This is a genomic window from Paraglaciecola arctica BSs20135 (assembly GCF_000314995.1).
GTDB classification, from domain to species: Bacteria; Pseudomonadota; Gammaproteobacteria; order Enterobacterales; family Alteromonadaceae; genus Paraglaciecola; species Paraglaciecola arctica.
On sequence record NZ_BAEO01000043.1, the window covers coordinates 39,827 to 59,523 of the forward strand.

Annotated in this window: 31 protein-coding genes and 1 pseudogene; 10 read left to right on the forward strand and 22 right to left on the reverse strand. The window is 38.5% G+C overall.

Annotated elements, in window-relative coordinates; all coding sequences use genetic code 11:
• Positions 1-47: 47 nt before the first annotated feature.
• The 5 genes from ppk2 (at position 48) to GARC_RS14490 (ending at position 4,244) form a co-directional block, all read left to right on the forward strand.
• Positions 48-818, forward strand: coding sequence for a polyphosphate kinase 2 (gene ppk2, locus GARC_RS14470; protein ID WP_007621418.1), 771 nt, complete (start codon positions 48-50; stop codon positions 816-818).
• A 93-nt stretch (positions 819-911) separates the two neighbouring features.
• The gene (gene xthA / locus GARC_RS14475) at positions 912-1,718 is read left to right on the forward strand and encodes an exodeoxyribonuclease III (protein ID WP_007621420.1); all 807 of its coding nucleotides are present in this window, start codon (positions 912-914) and stop codon (positions 1,716-1,718) included.
• A gap of 2 nt (positions 1,719-1,720) precedes the next feature.
• Positions 1,721-2,383, forward strand: a complete 663-nt coding sequence (locus tag GARC_RS14480) for an energy-coupling factor ABC transporter permease (RefSeq protein WP_081587561.1) — start codon at positions 1,721-1,723, stop codon at positions 2,381-2,383.
• 137 nt (positions 2,384-2,520) lie between these two features.
• A complete protein-coding gene (locus tag GARC_RS14485; protein ID WP_007621425.1) occupies positions 2,521-3,207 on the forward strand; it encodes an alpha/beta fold hydrolase in 687 nt (228 codons plus the stop codon).
• A gap of 230 nt (positions 3,208-3,437) precedes the next feature.
• A complete protein-coding gene (locus tag GARC_RS14490; RefSeq protein ID WP_007621427.1) occupies positions 3,438-4,244 on the forward strand; it encodes a sulfite exporter TauE/SafE family protein in 807 nt (268 codons plus the stop codon).
• Between the two features lie 208 nt (positions 4,245-4,452).
• Here GARC_RS14490 and GARC_RS27340 read toward each other — a convergent pair whose 3' ends face one another.
• The 3 genes from GARC_RS27340 to GARC_RS14500 all read right to left on the reverse strand — a co-directional run bounded on the left by GARC_RS27340 (position 4,453) and on the right by GARC_RS14500 (position 6,167).
• Entirely contained in the window at positions 4,453-4,752 is a 300-nt protein-coding gene (locus GARC_RS27340) for a TM2 domain-containing protein (RefSeq protein ID WP_322786602.1), read from the reverse strand.
• Complete coding sequence (locus GARC_RS27345) at positions 4,640-4,897, reverse strand: hypothetical protein (RefSeq protein ID WP_226989168.1); 258 nt, start codon at positions 4,895-4,897, stop codon at positions 4,640-4,642. The genes GARC_RS27340 and GARC_RS27345 overlap by 113 nt, the downstream gene beginning before the upstream one ends.
• Before the next feature lie 400 nt (positions 4,898-5,297).
• Positions 5,298-6,167: a sensor domain-containing diguanylate cyclase gene (locus tag GARC_RS14500; protein WP_007621429.1), complete on the reverse strand. Its 870-nt coding sequence runs from the start codon at positions 6,165-6,167 to the stop codon at positions 5,298-5,300.
• A 456-nt stretch (positions 6,168-6,623) separates the two neighbouring features.
• Between GARC_RS14500 and GARC_RS14505 the strand changes: the two genes are divergently transcribed.
• The gene (locus GARC_RS14505) at positions 6,624-7,910 is read left to right on the forward strand and encodes a cation:proton antiporter (RefSeq protein WP_007621433.1); all 1,287 of its coding nucleotides are present in this window, start codon (positions 6,624-6,626) and stop codon (positions 7,908-7,910) included.
• Positions 7,911-8,021: 111 nt separating this feature from the next.
• On the opposite strand, the gene GARC_RS14510 is transcribed toward GARC_RS14505, so the two are convergent.
• The 4 genes from GARC_RS14510 to GARC_RS26765 form a co-directional block, all read right to left on the reverse strand.
• Positions 8,022-8,360, reverse strand: coding sequence for a DUF805 domain-containing protein (locus GARC_RS14510; RefSeq protein ID WP_039989725.1), 339 nt, complete (start codon positions 8,358-8,360; stop codon positions 8,022-8,024).
• A gap of 147 nt (positions 8,361-8,507) precedes the next feature.
• Positions 8,508-8,957 carry a hypothetical protein gene (locus GARC_RS14515; RefSeq protein WP_007621440.1) on the reverse strand — a complete coding sequence of 150 codons (450 nt, stop codon included), beginning with the start codon at positions 8,955-8,957 and terminating at the stop codon, positions 8,508-8,510.
• Between the two features lie 84 nt (positions 8,958-9,041).
• Complete coding sequence (locus GARC_RS14520; protein ID WP_007621442.1) at positions 9,042-9,674, reverse strand: DUF1294 domain-containing protein; 633 nt, start codon at positions 9,672-9,674, stop codon at positions 9,042-9,044.
• A gap of 67 nt (positions 9,675-9,741) precedes the next feature.
• Positions 9,742-9,942: a hypothetical protein gene (locus GARC_RS26765; protein WP_153810938.1), complete on the reverse strand. Its 201-nt coding sequence runs from the start codon at positions 9,940-9,942 to the stop codon at positions 9,742-9,744.
• A gap of 982 nt (positions 9,943-10,924) precedes the next feature.
• On the opposite strand from GARC_RS26765, the gene GARC_RS14530 reads away from it, so the two are divergent.
• Both GARC_RS14530 and GARC_RS14535 read left to right on the forward strand, forming a co-directional pair.
• Positions 10,925-11,176, forward strand: a complete 252-nt coding sequence (locus GARC_RS14530) for a type II toxin-antitoxin system Phd/YefM family antitoxin (protein ID WP_007105088.1) — start codon at positions 10,925-10,927, stop codon at positions 11,174-11,176.
• A complete protein-coding gene (locus GARC_RS14535) occupies positions 11,173-11,433 on the forward strand; it encodes a Txe/YoeB family addiction module toxin (protein WP_007621448.1) in 261 nt (86 codons plus the stop codon). Before GARC_RS14530 ends, GARC_RS14535 begins: the two co-directional genes overlap by 4 nt.
• Positions 11,434-11,539: 106 nt before the next feature.
• Here GARC_RS14535 and GARC_RS14540 read toward each other — a convergent pair whose 3' ends face one another.
• The 11 genes and pseudogenes from GARC_RS14540 to GARC_RS27745 form a co-directional block, all read right to left on the reverse strand.
• Positions 11,540-12,046 carry a hypothetical protein gene (locus GARC_RS14540; RefSeq protein WP_007621449.1) on the reverse strand — a complete coding sequence of 169 codons (507 nt, stop codon included), beginning with the start codon at positions 12,044-12,046 and terminating at the stop codon, positions 11,540-11,542.
• A 105-nt stretch (positions 12,047-12,151) separates the two neighbouring features.
• A complete protein-coding gene (locus GARC_RS14545) occupies positions 12,152-12,577 on the reverse strand; it encodes an immunity 26/phosphotriesterase HocA family protein (RefSeq protein WP_007621451.1) in 426 nt (141 codons plus the stop codon).
• Between the two features lie 252 nt (positions 12,578-12,829).
• Positions 12,830-13,108: a helix-hairpin-helix domain-containing protein gene (locus tag GARC_RS14550; RefSeq protein WP_007621452.1), complete on the reverse strand. Its 279-nt coding sequence runs from the start codon at positions 13,106-13,108 to the stop codon at positions 12,830-12,832.
• Positions 13,109-13,222: 114 nt separating this feature from the next.
• Positions 13,223-13,768, reverse strand: a complete 546-nt coding sequence (locus GARC_RS14555; protein ID WP_007621453.1) for a hypothetical protein — start codon at positions 13,766-13,768, stop codon at positions 13,223-13,225.
• Between the two features lie 147 nt (positions 13,769-13,915).
• Positions 13,916-14,158: a hypothetical protein gene (locus GARC_RS14560; RefSeq protein WP_007621454.1), complete on the reverse strand. Its 243-nt coding sequence runs from the start codon at positions 14,156-14,158 to the stop codon at positions 13,916-13,918.
• A gap of 110 nt (positions 14,159-14,268) precedes the next feature.
• A complete protein-coding gene (locus GARC_RS14565; protein ID WP_007621455.1) occupies positions 14,269-14,574 on the reverse strand; it encodes a cupin domain-containing protein in 306 nt (101 codons plus the stop codon).
• Between the two features lie 270 nt (positions 14,575-14,844).
• A complete protein-coding gene (locus tag GARC_RS14570) occupies positions 14,845-15,228 on the reverse strand; it encodes a nucleoside/nucleotide kinase family protein (RefSeq protein ID WP_007621458.1) in 384 nt (127 codons plus the stop codon).
• 132 nt (positions 15,229-15,360) lie between these two features.
• On the reverse strand, positions 15,361-15,702 hold the full coding sequence (locus GARC_RS14575; RefSeq protein ID WP_007621460.1) for a type II toxin-antitoxin system HicB family antitoxin: 342 nt from the start codon (positions 15,700-15,702) through the stop codon (positions 15,361-15,363).
• Positions 15,699-15,929, reverse strand: a complete 231-nt coding sequence (locus GARC_RS26395; RefSeq protein WP_081587562.1) for a type II toxin-antitoxin system HicA family toxin — start codon at positions 15,927-15,929, stop codon at positions 15,699-15,701. Before GARC_RS26395 ends, GARC_RS14575 begins: the two co-directional genes overlap by 4 nt.
• A 145-nt stretch (positions 15,930-16,074) precedes the next feature.
• A pseudogene (locus tag GARC_RS27740) lies at positions 16,075-16,230 on the reverse strand (BrnA antitoxin family protein); the annotation flags it as partial.
• Positions 16,231-16,421: 191 nt separating this feature from the next.
• Positions 16,422-16,607 (reverse strand): BrnT family toxin, encoded by a 186-nt coding sequence (locus GARC_RS27745; RefSeq protein ID WP_226989171.1) that lies wholly within the window; start codon positions 16,605-16,607, stop codon positions 16,422-16,424.
• Positions 16,608-16,728: 121 nt separating this feature from the next.
• On the opposite strand from GARC_RS27745, the gene GARC_RS14580 reads away from it, so the two are divergent.
• Both GARC_RS14580 and GARC_RS14585 read left to right on the forward strand, forming a co-directional pair.
• The gene (locus tag GARC_RS14580; protein WP_007621464.1) at positions 16,729-16,974 is read left to right on the forward strand and encodes a type II toxin-antitoxin system CcdA family antitoxin; all 246 of its coding nucleotides are present in this window, start codon (positions 16,729-16,731) and stop codon (positions 16,972-16,974) included.
• Positions 16,974-17,291, forward strand: coding sequence for a CcdB family protein (locus GARC_RS14585; RefSeq protein WP_007621466.1), 318 nt, complete (start codon positions 16,974-16,976; stop codon positions 17,289-17,291). The genes GARC_RS14580 and GARC_RS14585 overlap by 1 nt, the downstream gene beginning before the upstream one ends.
• Before the next feature lie 87 nt (positions 17,292-17,378).
• Here the strand turns inward: GARC_RS14585 and GARC_RS14590 are convergent, their stop codons facing one another.
• From GARC_RS14590 to GARC_RS14605, 4 genes are all read right to left on the reverse strand, one after another.
• On the reverse strand, positions 17,379-18,233 hold the full coding sequence (locus tag GARC_RS14590) for a DUF6544 family protein (RefSeq protein ID WP_007621468.1): 855 nt from the start codon (positions 18,231-18,233) through the stop codon (positions 17,379-17,381).
• 97 nt (positions 18,234-18,330) lie between these two features.
• A complete protein-coding gene (locus GARC_RS14595; RefSeq protein ID WP_007621472.1) occupies positions 18,331-18,699 on the reverse strand; it encodes a hypothetical protein in 369 nt (122 codons plus the stop codon).
• Between the two features lie 84 nt (positions 18,700-18,783).
• Positions 18,784-19,167, reverse strand: coding sequence for a hypothetical protein (locus GARC_RS14600; protein WP_153810939.1), 384 nt, complete (start codon positions 19,165-19,167; stop codon positions 18,784-18,786).
• An 84-nt stretch (positions 19,168-19,251) separates the two neighbouring features.
• Positions 19,252-19,697 (reverse strand): hypothetical protein (locus GARC_RS14605; RefSeq protein ID WP_039989736.1); only part of this gene is annotated, 446 nt, incomplete at its 5' end.

Sequence of the window (19,697 nt, forward strand, 5' to 3'; positions counted from 1 at the left end):
TAGTCTATCAAAGTCTTTCATTTTATTAACAGATATTTACCAAGCCAATGAAAAAATCCAAATATGAAAAACACTTAGCTAAATTGGAAGTTGAACTGGCCCATTTGCAAGAGTCAGTGCAACAAACTGGTCAAAAAATTGTGGTGCTTTTTGAAGGTAGAGATGCGGCTGGTAAAGGTGGGGCAATCAAAGCCATCACTGCCAAGCTTAACCCTAGGATCGTCCGTATTGTAGCCTTGAGTAAACCTACCGACAGAGAGGCCACCCAGTGGTATTTTCAACGTTATGTTGCTCATTTACCTGCTGCGGGTGAAATAGTGTTATTTGATCGTAGTTGGTACAACCGTGCGGGTGTAGAAAAAGTCATGGGTTTTTGTACTGAAAATCAATGCCAAGAGTTTTTGATTACCTGCCCCGCTTTTGAAGATACCTTAATAAAATCAGGCATCACTCTGATCAAGTATTGGTTTTCAGTATCTGACGAAGAACAAGAGAAACGTTTTAACAAACGACTGAGTAATCCACGAAAACGCTGGAAGTTTTCAGAGATGGATCTTGCATCACGCAGTAAGTGGGTTGAATATTCACAAGCGAAAGACGCCATGTTCGAACATACCGACACCGAGCAAAGTCCATGGTATGTAGTCGATGCAGACGACAAAAAAGCAGCCAGATTAAATTGTATTGATCATCTGTTATCACAAATTGATTATCATCCAGTAAAACATCCAGAAATAACCTTACCTGAAATCGACAGAAAAGATTATCAACGCCCTCCACATAAACACCAAAGACATATTCCGCATAAATTTGGGTAAATGCAGGTTTAGCTAAGCAAGAGTTATTGATACAATCATAAACAGTGGTAACAACAGTTGCCGACCCATTTCTATTTCCTTTGGATCTCCTACATGAAAGTTATTTCTTTTAATATCAATGGCATACGTGCCAGACTTCATCAACTACAAGCGTTAATCGACAAACATCAGCCAGATATCATTGGCTTGCAGGAAATAAAAGTACATAACGACCAATTTCCAGTGGCCGAAGTTGAAGCCATGGGTTACCACGTTTATTTTCATGGGCAAAAAGGCCACTATGGTGTGGCTATGATGTGCAAAAAGCCTGCCCTTGAAGTGCAATACGGCTTCCCAAGTGATGACGATGAAGCACAGCGCAGAATGATCATGGTGAGCTATCCCATGGATAACGGCGAAACTGTGCGGGTGTTAAATGGTTATTTCCCCCAAGGTGAAAACCAAACTCACGAAACTAAATACCCTGCTAAACGTAAATACTACTCAGACTTAATGGGTTACCTAAACGAATATCACACCCCAGATGAAAATGTGATTGTGATGGGCGACGTGAATATTTCCCATACGGATTTGGATATCGGTATTGGTGAACCTAACCGCAAACGTTGGTTACAAACCAAAAAATGCAGTTTTTTACCTGAAGAGCGTGAATGGTTAAATACCTTAATTGGCTGGGGTTTAACTGACGGATTTCGTGATATGTACCCAGAAGAAGCCGAAAAATACAGTTGGTTTGATTACCGTTCAAAAGGTTTTCCTGACAACCGCGGTTTACGTATCGATTTGATTTTAGCCACTGCAAAGTTACACACTATGTTAAAAGAAGCAGACGTTGATTACGAGTTAAGAGGCATTGAAAAACCCTCTGACCATGCACCTATTTGGGCGGTATTTGAATAACTGTGGAGCAAATATCAAACATTACAAACCTACAAATACTAGCGGGAATACTCAGCCTACTGATTGGGTACTTGGTTAGTAAAAAACTCATTTTCTCGCGGTTAATATCAGACAAAAAGTGCCAACACCTGGTGTTTGGCAGCGCTGCCTGTGTATTTATTTTGTGGATGTTTCGCACCGGTATTTATGATGGTTTGGTGGTACATTTTTTATGGTTGTCTGCCCTGCCCTTATTATTAGGATTTAGGTGGGCAGTCTTTAGTGCAAGCTTAGCGCTAGTTGGCGTAACCATCTTCGGTCAAGAACATCTCCACATGTTAGGGGTGAATTTTCTACTTGGGGTGTTAGCGCCTATTTCATTGACTTACGGTGTCTATAGCCTGACTTTTTACAAGTTACCCAGGCATCTTTTTGTGTATATATTTTTATGTGCTTTTATCCCCGGCGCATTAAGCATAGGCCTGAAAATGCTGGCGATGAGTGGTTACTTTTATCTTGATGGTATGTATAGCTGGCAAGTTATTGAGGATAATTATTTGGTACTCTCTACCTTAATGTTATTCCCTGAAGCCATGTTTAATGGCATGACCATTACCCTACTAATTATCTACAAACCGGAATGGGTTTATACGTTTTACGATAAGTTGTATTTAGACGATAAATAATACCGGTGTTCACAATATCAAATTTTAATGACCTTATATTTACATAAATGATTTGAGACCTACTAGGCAGTGCGCAACACTCGTATTATTAACAGTTCGCCCCTTGAACTCCCCTAATATAGGAATGTTAAATTTAGATGAAGCTTATATTTATACATGGCTCTGGTGGATGTAAAGAAGCATGGCAGTTTCAAAGCAAACACTTTAAAGATCCCTTGGCATTGAACCTACCGGGTCACCCTGACGGTAATCTATGCACCAGCATCGCAGAATATTCAGCTTGGTTACATAGCTACATTCAAGAACAGGGCTTTAAAGACATTGTATTAGTTGGACATTCAATGGGCGGCGCAATTGCCTTGCAGTATGCTGTGGATTACCCAGAAGCCCTCAAAGGTATTGTTACCATAGGAAGTGGCGCTCGCCTACGTATACACCCAGATGTACTAAAAATGTTCGAGGCTTCGGTTGCCAAGCCATCGCTAGCAACACAGTTTAGTGATCAAACCTATAAACTAATCGCCCCTTCCTTAGTTGAAGTGCTGCAAACTCGCGATCAACAAAACACCCCAGCGGCTTTTTTGAATGATTTTAAGGCATGCGATAAATTCGATATCATGGAAGGGCTAGGTAAAATCACTAAGCCATTACTAGCGGTTGTAGGTGATCAAGATGTGCTGACGCCCCCAAAATACAGTACATTTTTAGTTAACAATGTAGAAAAAGCTCAACAAGTTTTGATCCCAGGCGGTACCCATTATGTATTCGCCGAAAAGCCAAATGAAGTAAACCAAGCCATAGAAAATTTCATTCAATCTCTTTGATGTTTTTCTAATAGTATAAAACGCGACTATCGCTGTTTTAGGCCTAACAGTTAAGGGTATGCAGCAGTTTTTTGTAATAAACTGACTGGATATGGTAACTGTGTATCCATTTTTGTTGCACTGCCTGTTAATGTTGTGGCCTTGTGAGGTACATTACTTGGCAGCCTGAATAATATTCTCTGCAGGGCTGTGAAGAACGTCTAACAACAATAAAGACAAGAGACCATTTTGTGGAAATAGAATTAATTATCCAACTGAGTTTATTAGGCTTAGTAGTTGGTTTTGCAGCAGGTTTATTAGGTGTCGGTGGCGGCGGGATTTTGGTTCCCATGCTAACCAGTATTTACCTAGCCGAACAAATTGTACCTTCCCATGCTGTTCACTTAGCTTTAGGTACTTCTATGGCTTGCATTATTACCACTACTTTATCCAGTGCATTTAGTCACTACAAAAATCATAATGTTGACTGGGAAAGTGTTAAAGCAATGGTGCCTTTGATTATTGTAGGCGCCATAGCAATTTCGTTCTTGGTTCCCTTCATTAATACAAGTTTTCTTGCAGTATTCTTTTCGTTATTTATGTTTAGCATTTCCATAAAACTATTCTTCAACAAACAACATATAACCGCCAACAAAACCAAAATTCCACCGCAGTTGGCGGGATTAGGAATAGGCAGTATTTCTACCTTAGTGGCGATTGGCGGCGCGGTGTTGATTGTGCCTTACCTAATGAGTAGAGGATTAGAAATGAGACGTGCTATTGGCAGTTCGGCCGCTATTGGTTTTCCCATCGCTATTTCAGGCACTATAGGTTACGCAATTAATGGTCATATCAGCGCCGAAGACTTAGGCAATAATCAGGCTATTATAGGCTTTGTGCATATTCCCAGTGTGATTATTATTTCAATATGTGGATTTGTTATGGCGCCAGTGGGGGTGATGATGTCGACTAAACTTCCGGTCAAAGTATTGAAAAAGATATTTGCGGTATTGTTAGTCTGTTTAAGTATCAAGATGCTGATGAATGTGATGTTGTAGATATTTAGCAATTCACGCTGTTTGCTTGGCACTGCTTAAACCAATCTGGGGTTATTCCATGAGCATATCCGAGTAATATAACACTCAACATCACTGACAAAGGGAAGACAGCAACGCCTTAAGTAAGTGGAAAATAACGGTTGGTTATAATGCACAAGGAACGGCCCGCAACCAACTGTTATTTTACCGTTTGATTAACTTGTATGAATTAGAACCAAGGCTTATGACCTACTACATAAATTTGTTCAAATTCCTCATCAGATTTAACTAAATAAATAATAAACTCTACAAATGCTATTATTGCAATAATCATTGAGGGGAGCCCAAGCAATATAAAGCCAAACAAAAATACTAATAGCATAATTACACCTTGTTTGGTGTAACCTAAGTAAAATTTATGAGCTCCAAAAGCACCAAGGAAAAAAGCAAGCAACGCAGCTGCTATTTTTTTTAGAAGCTCCAGCTGAACCAAGTGATTCAGCATAAATGGCTTCAGCATTCTCACCATTAATAGAAAAATCAATTTTATTACCTGCTTTAGGTAACGCTGTTCCTTTCCATTCCTTTATTTCAAAGTTATATCTATTTCCATCATCCCCTGAAATAACACCAGAACGACTATCTTCATTAAACTCAAGGATTTTACCCTTCATAACTACTACTCCATTGCTGATTTATTATTTGAACATCTAACGAGGCTCTAGAATAACTCGTTTTAAATTTATTTACTCATCCATAGACGGTTTCTGAGTTCATATTTTGATTCAATCGATTACTGTATTTTATGGTGACCATATTTATAACGACATTCAATCTAGACTATTTATCTAGCCCCCCTTCAAAAACGTCATTTATTTTAAGGGTACAGCTCTTAATTATTGGCATACTTATCTAAATATACCTTCGTTTGAATTTCGGAATTCATTCAATATCTAAGGTTGTTTAATAACAATCGCTAGATATAAGCTAAACACTTAACATCCTAATTATTATGTGCAAAAAACGAGTAAAAACGCGGGATTAAGTGTTGTAGAATCCTTAAGTATTGAACCACTAAGTATCACTTAGTTTGTATTTATCTTTATACATGGCTTTATCTGCACTAGCGAGCAAGGTATCTGGAGTAGAGCCTTCTTCAGGGAAGATAGCGACACCGATACTACAATTCACTGCAATCTTTTCATCATTGATAGTATAAGTTTGGTTTAAAGCCTTAGATATTGTTTTGACCATTGACGAAATATCATTTTGGTTTGAAATACTTTCCAATAATACTACAAATTCATCACCCCCAATCCTTGCAACTGTATCTGAAAGACGGATAGATTGTTTGAGTCGCAATGCAGTTTCTAACAAAACCTGATCGCCGAATGCATGACCTTTAGTATCGTTAAAGATTTTGAATTTATTCAAGTCGATATAAAGCAATGCAAAATTACTGTTATTCCGTTCAGACTGGTCGATTAAATGCTGTAAGCGGTCAAGCAACAAATAGCGGTTAGGAATTTTTGTGAGGTAATCATAATGAGCAAGATGTTCAAGTCGTTCAGTTTCTTTAATACGAGCAGTGATATTCCTATTAATACCTAAAGCTCCTACCATTTGTTTGTCTAAATCATAAATAGGTACACACATGGATTCTATCCAGCCAATCTCTCCATTTTTATGTAACATCCTGATTTCACCAGTCCATTTACCCGATTTTTCCACAGCGGAAATAACTTCAGAGACAATTTGGTCGGTGTCTTCAGGCACATGCAGCATATTAACAGGTTGGCCAATAGCCTCGTCTTTGGAGTAGCCATAAAGATTTTCAGAACCCTTATTCCAGTCTGTAATGGTGCCCTGCAAATCAGTTACTACCAACGCATCAAATAGATAATCGAAAGCTATAGATCTTAGTTTAAGAATGTCAGTTATCATAATTTACCTTGGCCTAAAAATGTACGATGCACAAGTAGTAAATACCTTAAGGTGCTCACAAAACACATATTTATTTCTTCGAATGTCAATTCGATTATTATTTCTAAATTAGAAACAAAATTAAGGTTAACTACCAATACTAATAATAAGCTGAAACCGATGTTTCCATATTCGGTAAATATGCACTGTATAGAGTGGCCAAATCGCAGCTTATAAGCACAAAACAAGCGATAAAAAACGCTCGTACAGTTTGTAGCAGTTGCATACTTTTTTAGTGCCACATTTTATTAAAATGTGGCACTAAAAAACCTAAGTAATTAGGGCGTCGGGGGATAATCCAACATTCTCAATTTCTACTATTAGATTGATGATTCAGAATTAGTTAACTAGCTGAATACCAATGCGTGTAGACTTGCCGCCGAACACTCCTACACCACAGAAATACGGATTACAAATATGGCACTTGCCTCATGGTTTATGTTAATTGGTGCACTTATGCTGAGTATGGGGTTTCTTACTGTCGTAATAAATCGCCTGCCGATCACCTCATCAATGTTTTATCTTTCGGTTGGAATACTGATCGGCCCCACAGGGTTTGCGCTTTTTCATTTCAATCCTTTGGAGGAATCAGGATTTCTTGAAATTTTAACCGAATGTGCTGTGCTAATTTCGCTATTCGCAGCAGGCGTTAAAATGCCAGTTCCGGTTTCTTTTAAGCGCTGGCGAAGCCCAATTCAATTAGCATTTTTTTCGATGCTTATCACTGTGGCACTGGTTGCAGCATTTGCATATTATTTCTTACAACTGCCGCTGGGTGCGGCCATATTGTTGGGGGCAATAATTGCACCAACCGATCCAGTATTGGCCACTGATGTGCAAGTTCGTCACCATGGCGATGAAGATCATTTACGTTTTGCATTAACCTGTGAAGCTGGAATGAATGACGGAACTGCTTTTCCCTTTGTCATGTTGGGTTTAGGCCTTTTAGGACTACATGAACTCGGTGAGTTTGGCAGCCAATGGTTTCTAATCGATATAATTTGGGCGACCACAGCCGGTCTTGGTATAGGCGTATTATTTGGGTGCTTATTAGGCTATTTAGTGTGGTATGTGCGCAGCTACGGTCAAAAAATTACTGTGTTACATGATTTTCTAGGACTTGGACTGATTGCTACTGTCTACGGCGTTAGTTTGTTAGTAGATGCTTGGGGATTTTTAGCGGTATTTGCCGCTGCAGTGGCCTTGAGACAAACTGAAACGTCTCTTGTTTTAAAAAAGCAAAATCCAGTAGTACCTGCAGAATTACAAGATGCGGAAATAACTAAAGAAGCCGATGCGCCATATCAACATTTAAGTGAAGGTACTTTGGTTTTTAATGAACACTTAGAACGTTTGTCAGAGCTAGTTTTGATTATATTATTGGGCGGCACATTATTTGTTGATTCATGGAGTTGGCGAGCAGTAGGGTTTGCAGCCTTTATTTTTATGGTAGCGCGACCGCTAAGTGTCTACATAGGTTTGTGGCGTTCTGATATGCCGATGCCAATTCGAGGCATGAGTGCGTGGTTTGGTGTACGAGGAATTGGCTCACTCTACTATCTTATGTATGCGATTCAACATGGACTTCCCCAAGAACTTGCCTTGGAATTAATCCATTTAGTATTTATCGCCATTACACTATCAATATTTATACACGGATTGAGCGTTAAGCCTTTAGTGCGGCGTCACGACAAAATTGATTGAACACGGTCACTTTATCGTTTATTTACTTAGCTAAACGGAAAAATACAGTAGCGCTAAAATTGCAAAGCAATAGCCAACTGTATTTTCCCCGTTTAAGTGCCTTACTAGGTTTTATGCTAACTCACCAGATTTGGGGTTAACACCATACTCATTAGTGTCATGACTATCTTGCACTAAGAATACGATAAGAATAATTATTCCAATGAGTGGGATTAAAGCAATTAGCTGCCACCAACCAGTACGACCAGTATCATGAAGCCTTCTTGCCGCAATGCTAATACTTGGAACTAGTAGTGCAAGACCAAATATCATTGAAATGATATTTAAGCCAAGTACGGCTAAAACAAAATTGATAATCATATAAATTAATATGAACATCCAATATTCCTGTCTTCGTGCCCTACCTGTAAAATCAGCATACTTTTTTAATGCGCCTATAAAATAATCCACTACGGACTCTCCTTGTTGTTATGTTAATAAAACTGTAAAAATTTCAACGCCTGCATATGAGGCTTGACTGTACTAGCTGTTTTTTTTACTGCACACAGTGAAGAATGTGACTGTTCATTCCAAAAAGGCAAGATGCACTCGTTAGATTTAATTTGCACTTTTCTTGACCAAGTAACGCCATCTTAACTGACGATAACGATAAAAAACATGTGCATACAACCAAATTGCAGGTGTAAACAAACCAGCTTTAATTTCGACGTCGTCTGTATAATTACAGCTAGAAATATCTGCTGCTTTTATACTAATAAGGTGATTCCAAGTTTTAACTACCCCACCAGACTCATGAGTTAACATAACCATTTTTGAATCACAAATATATTGGAAACTTATTTGATGACGCCAAGCAGGTATAAGACCAAATAATATAATTCTTAGTTGTTCTGTTTTACCCTGCTGCCATTCACTAGGTAGGTTGGAACTTATAGATTTGAAGCCCATCAGTCCACGTGTGACATAATGCAAAGTGTTACTCTGTTTCACTAATGCCCATGCTTCTTCTGCTGAAGCTTCGATGTTAGATGTAATAGATACCTTCATATTCTTCCTTAAATATAAACGCCCATGAAAAATAAGCCCTAACATGCTAATGCCAAGTGAATACTTCTCCTTTTGAACGTATTGTTAGACATTCAATAATGGAGAAATTACATTATCGATGAAGTTTATTCCTTTTCCTGTATGGAGCCAAAAAAAGCCGGCTAAATTTAATACAACAGTTACCCAATACACACGTTTAAATTCCTTTTTGCTCGATTTATGCCGCAATTTTTTTTGAGCAAAAAAAGCACCAGGCCAACCACCAATTAGAGAAAGCATATGGAGTGTACTTTCTTGTGTTCTCCAGCGATCATTTTGAGCCGCAGATTTATCAATTGCGTAAGCAGTAAAAGTAATGACGCTCATTACAATATATAAACCCACAACAATTGCAGGTAACTTGCCGCTAAAGGTTGATAGTAATACCACAGCGCAAAAAATGATTGTAAAGACACCGCCAAAGTTACTAGCGCTTTTTGCTTTACTGCGTTTATTTAAGTTTTTAAGGTCACGAGCAAATTGAATATTTTCAGCTTTATAGCGATTATTATTTTCGTGAACTAATTCATAAACAATGACTTCGCCATTAACAGGCCTACGTGTGCGAGGTTTAAAGGCTTTTATATGCACAAAAGCGCGCTGTCCACCACCATTCGGCTCGACAAAACCAAAACCCTTATCATCATTCCAGTTTAAAACTTTACCTTGAAACTTCATGTTCCGTCTCGAATTTGGCTAACACTCCCAAAAGGGGCTTAAAAATTATTTTCTAATCTTACTTCTACTAGTCCGATTCAATGGGCTTGTTGTAAGGCACATGCTTACGTACATAATTCCATGCTGTAATTGAACATGCAGAGCCTAACACACCATAAACACCTAAAAAGGCAACGGTTCCAAAACTGAATTCAGTACCAACACTAACTAACAATATTAAGGGTGCAAACACTCCTAAAATAAAACCCGATAATAAATATACAAGCAAATTAGTTGGTTCTGAAAACTTAAATTTATTTCGGATTTTCATTAACGGGTAAGCAAAAATTAGACTACAAAACAAAGCGAATGAAAAAGTGATTAATCCGAATAATATGGCTGCACTGCCATAAAATGGAATACATACAGTTGTGAAAAGTAAGGATCCGAAAAATGCTGATTGTAAACTAGATATGATGACATGCCAGAACAATGAAGTGCCTTATCTTTGTCAGTGTTTGATGATTGATAGTGCCAGAACTTACTCGTTACGTGAACCTTTTTCACCCATTGTGATGTTCTAAAAAACTAACCGCCTTACACACCATTTTTAGGTAACCAACTGAGAACAAACCTTGGCCTGCTATCGCTTCCTTTAGAGACAAAAATTAGTTGCTCAAAATATAAGGAATAAAAACAGATCGCCGTTTCTTGCCCCTTGTAATGACTTGATATGTCAAAATCTACTGCGGTTTTTCTTCATTTATAAGCATATTCGTGAACCGCCATATGCTGCATGTCAACATCAGAAATGGGCATGCAACAATTAACAGGGCAGCGATGGTAAGAGGGTAATACAATCGGCATTACCGATAACCGCTTTGGTGGCAACGCTACTGCTTTTCCGCCTTTAAAGTCTCAGTGAAAATGGCTTGATTTAGGATCGCTACAAATGTTCTTCTCATATTCAATGTACACTTTAACAGAGTCAGTCACACATCCTCCATGATGATCAGCACCCAAGCTCGACAAGGATGTCGAACTTGGGTGGTTCCGCCACCGGCTAGAATAAATCAGTTATCTTGGATGCCCTGTTAATTTCTATTAGTCGCCCAGCCATTAAAATACCGACAAGGCTAATTGGTGAGTCAGCTGCAAAAACGCAAAACCAGACCCTTTGCATTTCCTGATCTATTAAACAAACTTGGATTGTTATGTGCCACCACGCTATACTGTACAAATAAACGTACATGAACATTTTGGAGTCAAAAATGGATGCAATAAGCTATACAGCAGCTAGAGCAAATTTAGCAAACACAATGGCGAATGTTTGTAATGATCATGCGCCAGTTATTATCACTCGTAAAAGTGAAGCTCCTGTTGTGATGATGTCTCTAGAAGACTATAACGCAATGCAAGAAACCACATATCTACTCAGATCTCCAGCTAACGCTAGAAGCTTGCTTGATTCTATTGCCGAACTTGAAGCTGGCAATGGAACTCAAAGAGAGCTTATCGAGTGAAACTCACTTTTTCAACTAAGGCCTGGGAACAATATCTATACTGGCAAACAACAGACAAAAAAATACTCAAACGAATCAATGTACTCATAAAAGATATCCAAATAACACCAAATGAGGGTATTGGAAAACCTGAGCCTTTAAAGCACGGGTTATCAGGGTATTGGTCTCGCCGAATTAATGATGAACATCGCATCGTATATAAACAGCAAAATGATACAATTTTAATTGCTCAACTGCGCTACCACTATGGCACATAACTGCCCTGTTAAGGGCCAAATTGTAGTTGGCTAAAATGTGAAGCTAAGCGGAACCACTCAACTGTTATTTGTTCCGTTTGAACAGATTGTTATAGGTATATTTAACCTAAATAAATTTGGATACCCATTTAGAAATATATCTACCTTCAGCAATAGATATTTTTTCAAGCCTATCACACGCTCCAAAAGCAACCGCAGAACCAATTAATTTTGTTGTGGTATGCAGGGTAGCATCACCTTTTAATATAGAAGCTTTAATTGTTGCATTTGAGCTAGGTCTGATTGCCATAAAAGTCCATCTATGAGGTACAACATTTACGTACTCTACCTTTAATTCATATTGTTCATTTCCTATTTTATTGCTTGAGGATATATTCATAGAGTGACTAAGAGATGAATCTAAAATTGATTTTCTTAAGACTGGCAGCATTGCACAGTCAGTTTTAAATTTACCATCTGCAACTTCTTTAGAAAAAGTAACATCTGACAAATATAAAGTTTGAGTGATTTTATTAACTTCTTTTTCTTCGACTAGTACTTTGTGATGCTTCTTATTACTACATGCTGCAATTAAAGTACTAATAACCAAAACAATTATTAATCTATTAAACAAAATTGAAAGCTCCCTCTATGATTGAAATACATATAACACCCCAATATGTCTACGAAAAAGAGCGCAGCGAGTTGAGGTCGGAATAATTGATTTGTTATGTTGCGTTTACTGAAGACCATAATGTTCATTTAACCTCTCCTCGATATGACAAGGATCCCAAGCTGCCGCAACTTCTAAGTGTTGGCATTCTTCTTTGGTAGCAGAAACTTCATTCATCCATATGTGATCCACAATACTATATTTGCCATTAATCATATCTTTTTTGTAGTAGTAAGGTTTAGTTTTGAATCTATCGCTAAGTTCAACCTTTCCAGCTATCGGCCAACCATTTTTACCAATACCATATTTCATTACCGTCACTTCGAACAAAATAGGTAATGCTACAATTTCTTCTGGGTTTAGATTTTCAGTATCGCAATAATCAACTACAGCCAATCGCTCAGTTATTGTAACAACACCGTAGCAGTGTTTGTTGTCTCCAACAGGAATTTCTATGTAATTTCCAGGAGTCCAATGTTTACGAGTTGTCATACATCCTCAAGCAACATAACGAGGCTGTAGAATTTATCTGAAAGCCCAAATCAATAAGAAATGGAGTCTCTGTATCGCACTGTATGCTAATAACTCAACTTAACCAATGCAATTAGAACCCTGTTTTTAAGCCATAAAATTAATTTTTGATAAATTCTACAGCCTCAACGCTTAATATAACCAGAAAATACGAAGCGCTTTGGGCGTAGCCCAGCGAGTAATTTTCTGGTTGATGTTTTTGTTAGCAATATACTACTCCATGTAAAGTTTTCTTTCTTTTGTGAAGTGCCACCAAGGAAGCGAATTACCACCTTCCATATAAGATATTGCCGATAAGAAAACATCTATAATACAGTGATCTTGTTTGCAACCAAGTCTCGAACAATGTTGTCGATACAATTCATATGCATTTTTGCCAATGAGTTGTTTTGGATGAGTTAATCCAATTTTTTCTAATTCAGCTGATATAGCTTTACCAATATTTGGTAAATCTGACATTTTTGAGATTTTATCGCGATCGGGTGATTTCATATTATATTGTTAACGCTTTTTATAAATGGCGCGCGTTTATTGCGTGTCCAGTGGAGGCCGTTTTTTGGCCGTAACGATATTTAATAAACGTGTTAAATTTTTAAACTAAATGATTTACAGGGCATTGTCATCAGTAATAGGTGTGATATTTGCGTCGCCACTCTCAACTCTCTGTAGAATTTTTTCTGCTTTCAGAATATATTTTTTAGGTACTTCTTTAGGTGATGATTTATCAATGGAAACCGTGCTCATTGTATTCCACTCAGAGATCCTTGTGTCTGTAGACTTAGCAACTCCAAGGCTTATTGGTCCCCAGCCAGACATGTTGAATTTTAGATAGTATGTTTTTCCTGGTTTTAGCTCTCCTTTTGCTACCCCCCAAGAACCTTGCACATAAACCATAAAAGTATGTACTCCTGGTTTAGCCTCATATTGCAGAAGCTTTCCTGCTTCAAGAGTTCCGATAAAATCACTTCCATCCCAAGCTTCAACCTTTGCACCATCGCCCATAAAAACAGCTCTTCGAACAATATTAACAGTGGCTACATCTGGTTTTGCCACTGACTGAAATTCTACCTCTTTCATATTACCTAACCCAGCACAACCTGTTAGCCCAATAAGTACAATGAAAACAATAATAATTTGAAAACCTTTAAACATCTCAAAACCCTTTTATGTATATGTTGTTTCAGTTCGATAGTTAATCCATCAAACAACCGAATAAATTTAACGCTTAATAAATGGGAATTTTATGAGCGCTTTTTCAGCGAGTAAAATTCCCGCTGACTTGGCTTGTTAGGTTTCAAATTAATTACTTAGTAAAAATAAAAATGCCAGAATAAATATTAGGACTGGCACAATTTTGATTGCCAACCAACCACCTTTGCGTTTTTGATACTTCATATATTTCTTCAAATGACGAATATCGAAAACAGTTAATTCGTAGCTGCAGTGGAGGCACTCCATTTCACCACGCTTAATATGTTTGCCACAAACTGGGCATGGTGCTGTTTCTTTACGTTCCAGATTATCATCAAAATCGAAATCCACTTTCAATTAACCTCGTTGAAACCTAACGCGCCGTTAATGGGTGAGCTCAGTTTGCGAGTCCGTGCCAGCGTTGTTTGCTGGCGTTTTCGTTAAACGGCTTGTTATCTGCATTACTTGAACCAGAATTCAATTTCATCAGTTTCCATTTCAAACGAGGCGGAATGCTCGACTTTTGCAGGGACATGATACCACTGGCCCACGCCAATTTTTTGAACACTACCGTTCATTTTAAGAATTAACTCCCCCTTAGTTATAACCCCATGATTGTCTGTATCATGAGAATGAGGCGGGATTGATGTTCCAGAAGGGTATGACGCGAAAAGAACATCACTGTTTTTTGCTTCCAATTTATGGGCATCAAAACGACCATCAAAAAGTGGCAGTTCTTTTATTTTATGTGGATAGCTTCCCGACACTTAACTCTCCTTGATTTTGCATATAACACTTAAGCTAAACAGAAAACGTGAGCGCTTTGGGCGAAGCCCAGCGAGTGGTTTTCTGTTTTGAGATTCTTGTTAGTTTGCATTATTTTTCAACCAGTTAGTAATGTAATCGGTTGTGTCTTTAATTGAAACCACTTCATTAAATATTAAATCAGATTTATTTCTAACTTGCTTGACCGCTGATATATAAATTTCTCTAAAGTGATCCTCATATTTATCCAAATAATTAGAGATAGAGCATATTTAGTCAGAATTCGGTTGTTCAGTATGCCTTTTGATAATACGAGCTAGGCATAACTCTAAGGGTTGATCTAACAAAACAACGAAATCGATTAATGACGACATAGAATCACGTTCTTTACCAAATGGCTCTTCAATAAAAATAAAACGACTGTCATTTTTTGAAATTAGGCTTTCCAATGAAGTAACAAATCTTGGCGTTTTAATCAGGGAAACGTTTGCTCCATTTTTTAGCCAGTTCTTAATGTTTTTAGGGTATGTACTGTTATCCGTGTGAGCATCAAAAAGTAGAAATGGGCAATCAAACTCATCAGCTAGTTCTTTAACAATTGTGGTTTTCCCTGCGCCAGATGCCCCACTTACTGCAACTACTTTTATGTTATTCATACTACCCTAGTGTGACAGAATCCGATTGCAAACTTACACTTCGCATAAACAGCGGAGCAAGTAGGACGCTTTTTTGCGTTGTGTATTTTTCAAAAATCCGGCGTACTTGCGGAGTCTGATTTTATGCGTTTGTTATAGCCCATTGACTACCGTACTTGATATCGATTCGACAACAAGCTGATTAATACTCTTACCTGTTGCAGAGGCCTTGAGAACTAGATTTTCATGTAGTTCAGGGCTTATGCGGACATTGAATTTACCCGAGTAATTCTTTCTAGGGCTCACTCCATCTTCACTGCACATTTCAAGAAACATGTTTAGTGATAACTGACCTTCTTTATGAAGCCCGGTAATATCGGATGCATAAAAATCTGCACCTCCATTCAAATTAATAAATTCTCCTCTAAACATTTCTATTTCGGGATCATAATTAATGACAGCATCGTAACCATCAATTTTCATAACATTTTTCATGGTTTTACCCCATTCATTTCAAACCAGCGTCGAATACTACTCACCGCGCCTTTATCTGTATCAGGTGATGGATGTGGACGATGGAATACTCTGCGCTCACCAAAAAGTCTCACACCAACACGAGAACCTTCGCCCTCAACTATATCAGCACCTAATTCGATAAATAGCTGTTCAATATCTTTCCACTTTACATTTCCACTTACAGGCCTAGCAAAAATGAGAGCGATTGTTTTCTGATTCTTTTTTTTATTGGAATATTTTAGTACTAGATAGTAGTACCGTCAAGCAGAGTTCTGGATGGGCTATAGCACTTACCATAAGCGGCCGACCGGCGCACTTGGGGCACGTCCTACTTCATGGTTTTGTTATCCTTCACTGCCAATCTACCCTTGGCTCTTTTTGCGAATCTGCGCAGTCTTTCAAATATAGATTAATTAGATTTTGATACGGAATACCGTTCTTTTCCGATAGCTTCTTAAAATAGCCAATTACGTCTTTATCTAATCGAATTGTAATTTGTTTTTTTGTTTTTTTGTTTTTTTGTTTTTTTTACGTAGGGATTCTCTATCGAATCTGTAAAGTCATAGTGTTCACGCATTATGGAAATCCTTATAGATCTTACGCTTTCGTTTATCTGCCTTACGTGCCGAAATTATGCGGATAATATCACCGTTATCGCGATAACAATGACAAACAATCAGTAAGCGACCAGCTGTACTTTAACCTAAAATAATAAATCGCTCTTCTCCATGTGAGCTGTCAGGATCAGGTATTAACCGCGCCAAAACATCAGAAAACACAGTATTAACTTCATCAAAACTAACACCATGCCTCTTAGAATTAGAAGCAGCTTTCGCTATATCCCATTGAAAATTAAAATCAACCTCGTGAAGGAACGCCCCAATAAACGGCGCAGCTTGCTGCGTCCAATGGAGGCCGCTTTTTGCCCGTAATGTTGTTTGATTGACTTGTTAAATGCTTAGGACTAATCTATGCGCATAGCAATACGCACCAAAAGGCAATACCATGCAAACACTATACGACACCAACGCTCCTAAAAAACCAACAAACCTTAGTTTAAACAGCGACTTACTTAAAAAATCAAAGCTTTTAAACATTAATCTTTCAGCCACACTTGAGCAAGCACTACGCACAAAACTAGCCGAAAAAGAAGCTGAAAGCTGGGCTAGTAACAACAAAATGGCCATAAAAGCATACAATAATTTTGTAGAAAAAAATGGCCTATTTGGCGATGAATACAGAACATTTTAATGGCTCAGTTCGATGTATATACAAACCCAAGCAAACATACCCAAAAAGCCTATCCGTACATTCTCGATATTCAACATGAGTTAATTTCAGATATCGCAACAAGAATGGTTGTACCATTGGGTGATGCCAAGCAATTGAGAAACGAAGAGCTAAAGGGCCTAACTCCAAAAGTTGAATTTGAGGATATAAATTTACTGATTTTAATCCCTCAAATTTCATCAATACCTTCGAACATCCTAAAAGACCCCGTTGGCACACTTGCTCATATACGTGATGAAATTATTGCAGCCATGGACTTGGCAATTACTGGCATATAACGCCAGAATTCAGCGGCAAAAATAGGCGGCGGGCCAAATGTCCCCTGCAACGATTTGTTGGGCGTACGCACGCCATACCCTACTAGTTTAATGATTCTGCTGGATATGGACACTATTTATCTCGCCTTTCCATACAAGCTGCAACTCTCCGGCATCGTACCAACCGACCTCTCCGCGCCCAGGAATCAAAAAACCGTCCTGCTCGCGGTAGTTGCTAAAATGCCCCTCCCAACCGACCTTCCTGTATTCCCCGTCGAAGCGACCATACCTGCCAGGGCTATATACTGCTATCACTTCGTCGGCATCATTGAACCTGAATTCCAGTGAAACTTCGATGCTATGATCTTTCAAAGTAGCAACGGCTGATCGTTCATCCTTTGACACCCATGAAACCCCAGATTGAGGCAAGAGTGCGGTCGGGTACCAAACAGATTCCGCTAAATACCTATGCAGAGCACCCGAATTGAGTTCAGGTTCGTTTGATGTGGAAGAAACCACAAAGGCCGACATCAGACTCACACGCCCACTACCCACTCCAAAGCTGTAGCTATCTAAAACGAGGATATGAATTCCAAATGGCAGTTTGACCCGAGCATTCCAAACGAAGCCGACTGCCATTGGGGCAACGAACTGACGCGCCGAAAAGTCCATCCAATTTTTTGATGATGTGCTGGTCCGAAGGGCACCAGACTGTTCTATCAGCACTGCCTGAATGGGATATATCTTTTTCGGAAGTGCCCGCCGTAGATAGCGAGCCACGGGGGCGGGTAAATCGGTTGGTATTTCATAAATTGCTTCAATGCTGTTGCTAGAAGCCGCAGCTTCTTCAAGTTTGGAGATCAGAAGATCAGCGCATCGTTTTTCATTGCCGCGACCAATTAAGAATGCCGCAACGGATGTCGCGACCACACAAGCAAGACCAGTGAACACGAACCGGTTCAATTACTGCGGCCTGTCTTGGACGCCCAACGCTTTATATAACTGGAAAATACGAGCGCTTTTTCAGCGAGTAATTTTCCAGTTGATGTTTTTGTTAGGGTTACTTTACCCATTGAAATATCATTAAAAAAACAATAGTTAAAATACACCACAATATAACGTTTTTAAACATACCTGATTTACCCATGCCTTTTGAACTTTTGCCATCTTCAATCTTTTGTTTGAATTCGGGAAAAAGCTCCTCAACGATTAACTCATTGTTAATGAACGCTTGAGTTGACCAATTCTTGGGGGATAGGGATACTGCTATTTCAATTTTCCCTTCTTCGGTATCAAATACTAATCGATCATTGAATTTGAAGCTTCTTCGCTTTTTAAGAAGGACTCCATTAAAATAATACTTTTCAGAGCCAAGCATTGAAAAATCCACTTTAAATTCTTTTCCATTTACGTCGAATGATGCTTCCATACTTTCCTGTAACCCTAACGCTTAATATATGGGGATTTTAGGAGCGCTTTTTCAGCGAGTAAAATTCCCACCATGATGTTTTTGTTAGTTGCCACTGTTACACCACGTGATCGCTAAATTTGGTATTACAGTTTTAAGCTTATCACTGAATTCTAAGACTGTTCCATGTTTCAATTTAGGGTCTGAATAGATAGCAATTGAGCTGATAGGACACTCCTTATTCATACTATTTAAATTGGAAAGGAAGTTATCCACATCAAATAAATAGCCGTTAGAACTGATTTTATGATCTAGGGTAAACTTTATCGACAGACCGCCGCAAAACCAATCACAAATTGCTCCATTGGGGCACTCAACACCTTGATTTAACTCAAATCCTTTTTCTTGAGGCTGCATAGACTGGTAAGCGAAAAACATGATTAATCCAAGCAGGACGGATATGAAAGAATATTGAACATGACTACTCAACCTAATCTCCTTGGCAACTAACGCCCCAAGCAGGGGATTTTATGAGCGTTGTGCAGCGAGTAAAATTCCCGCTGACTTGGCTTGTTAGGTACTGTTGTCATTTTCAAGCTCGATTAACATTGATTTTAACTCAGTCAAACCACGGCTATTTAGCACTGTAAAGTTTGAGCTATTCTGTGTTTGAAAATCCTCATAAGCCCAAAGGATTTCTACTTGCTCTCGAATTTTATCAAGTTTCTTATCTTTAATAGGTGTACTAAGGAACTCATCCCAAAGATATTCAGAAGGTTCATTCTTTTCCATTTCATTAAGGATACCTTCTACTTCATCTTTAGATCTTACTACCGATTTTTCAAAAAGCTGCGCGATGAAAGCGATGGGTGTAGCAATCAGTAAATAAGGAATTAATAAAAGTGAAGAGTTCTCCTTTTTCATGTAAGTACCTAACGCCCAATTAACGGGCAAAAAATTGTTGGCTAAAATAGCGACGAAGGAGCAAAAGCCAACTGTTTTTTGTCCTTGTTGAATTG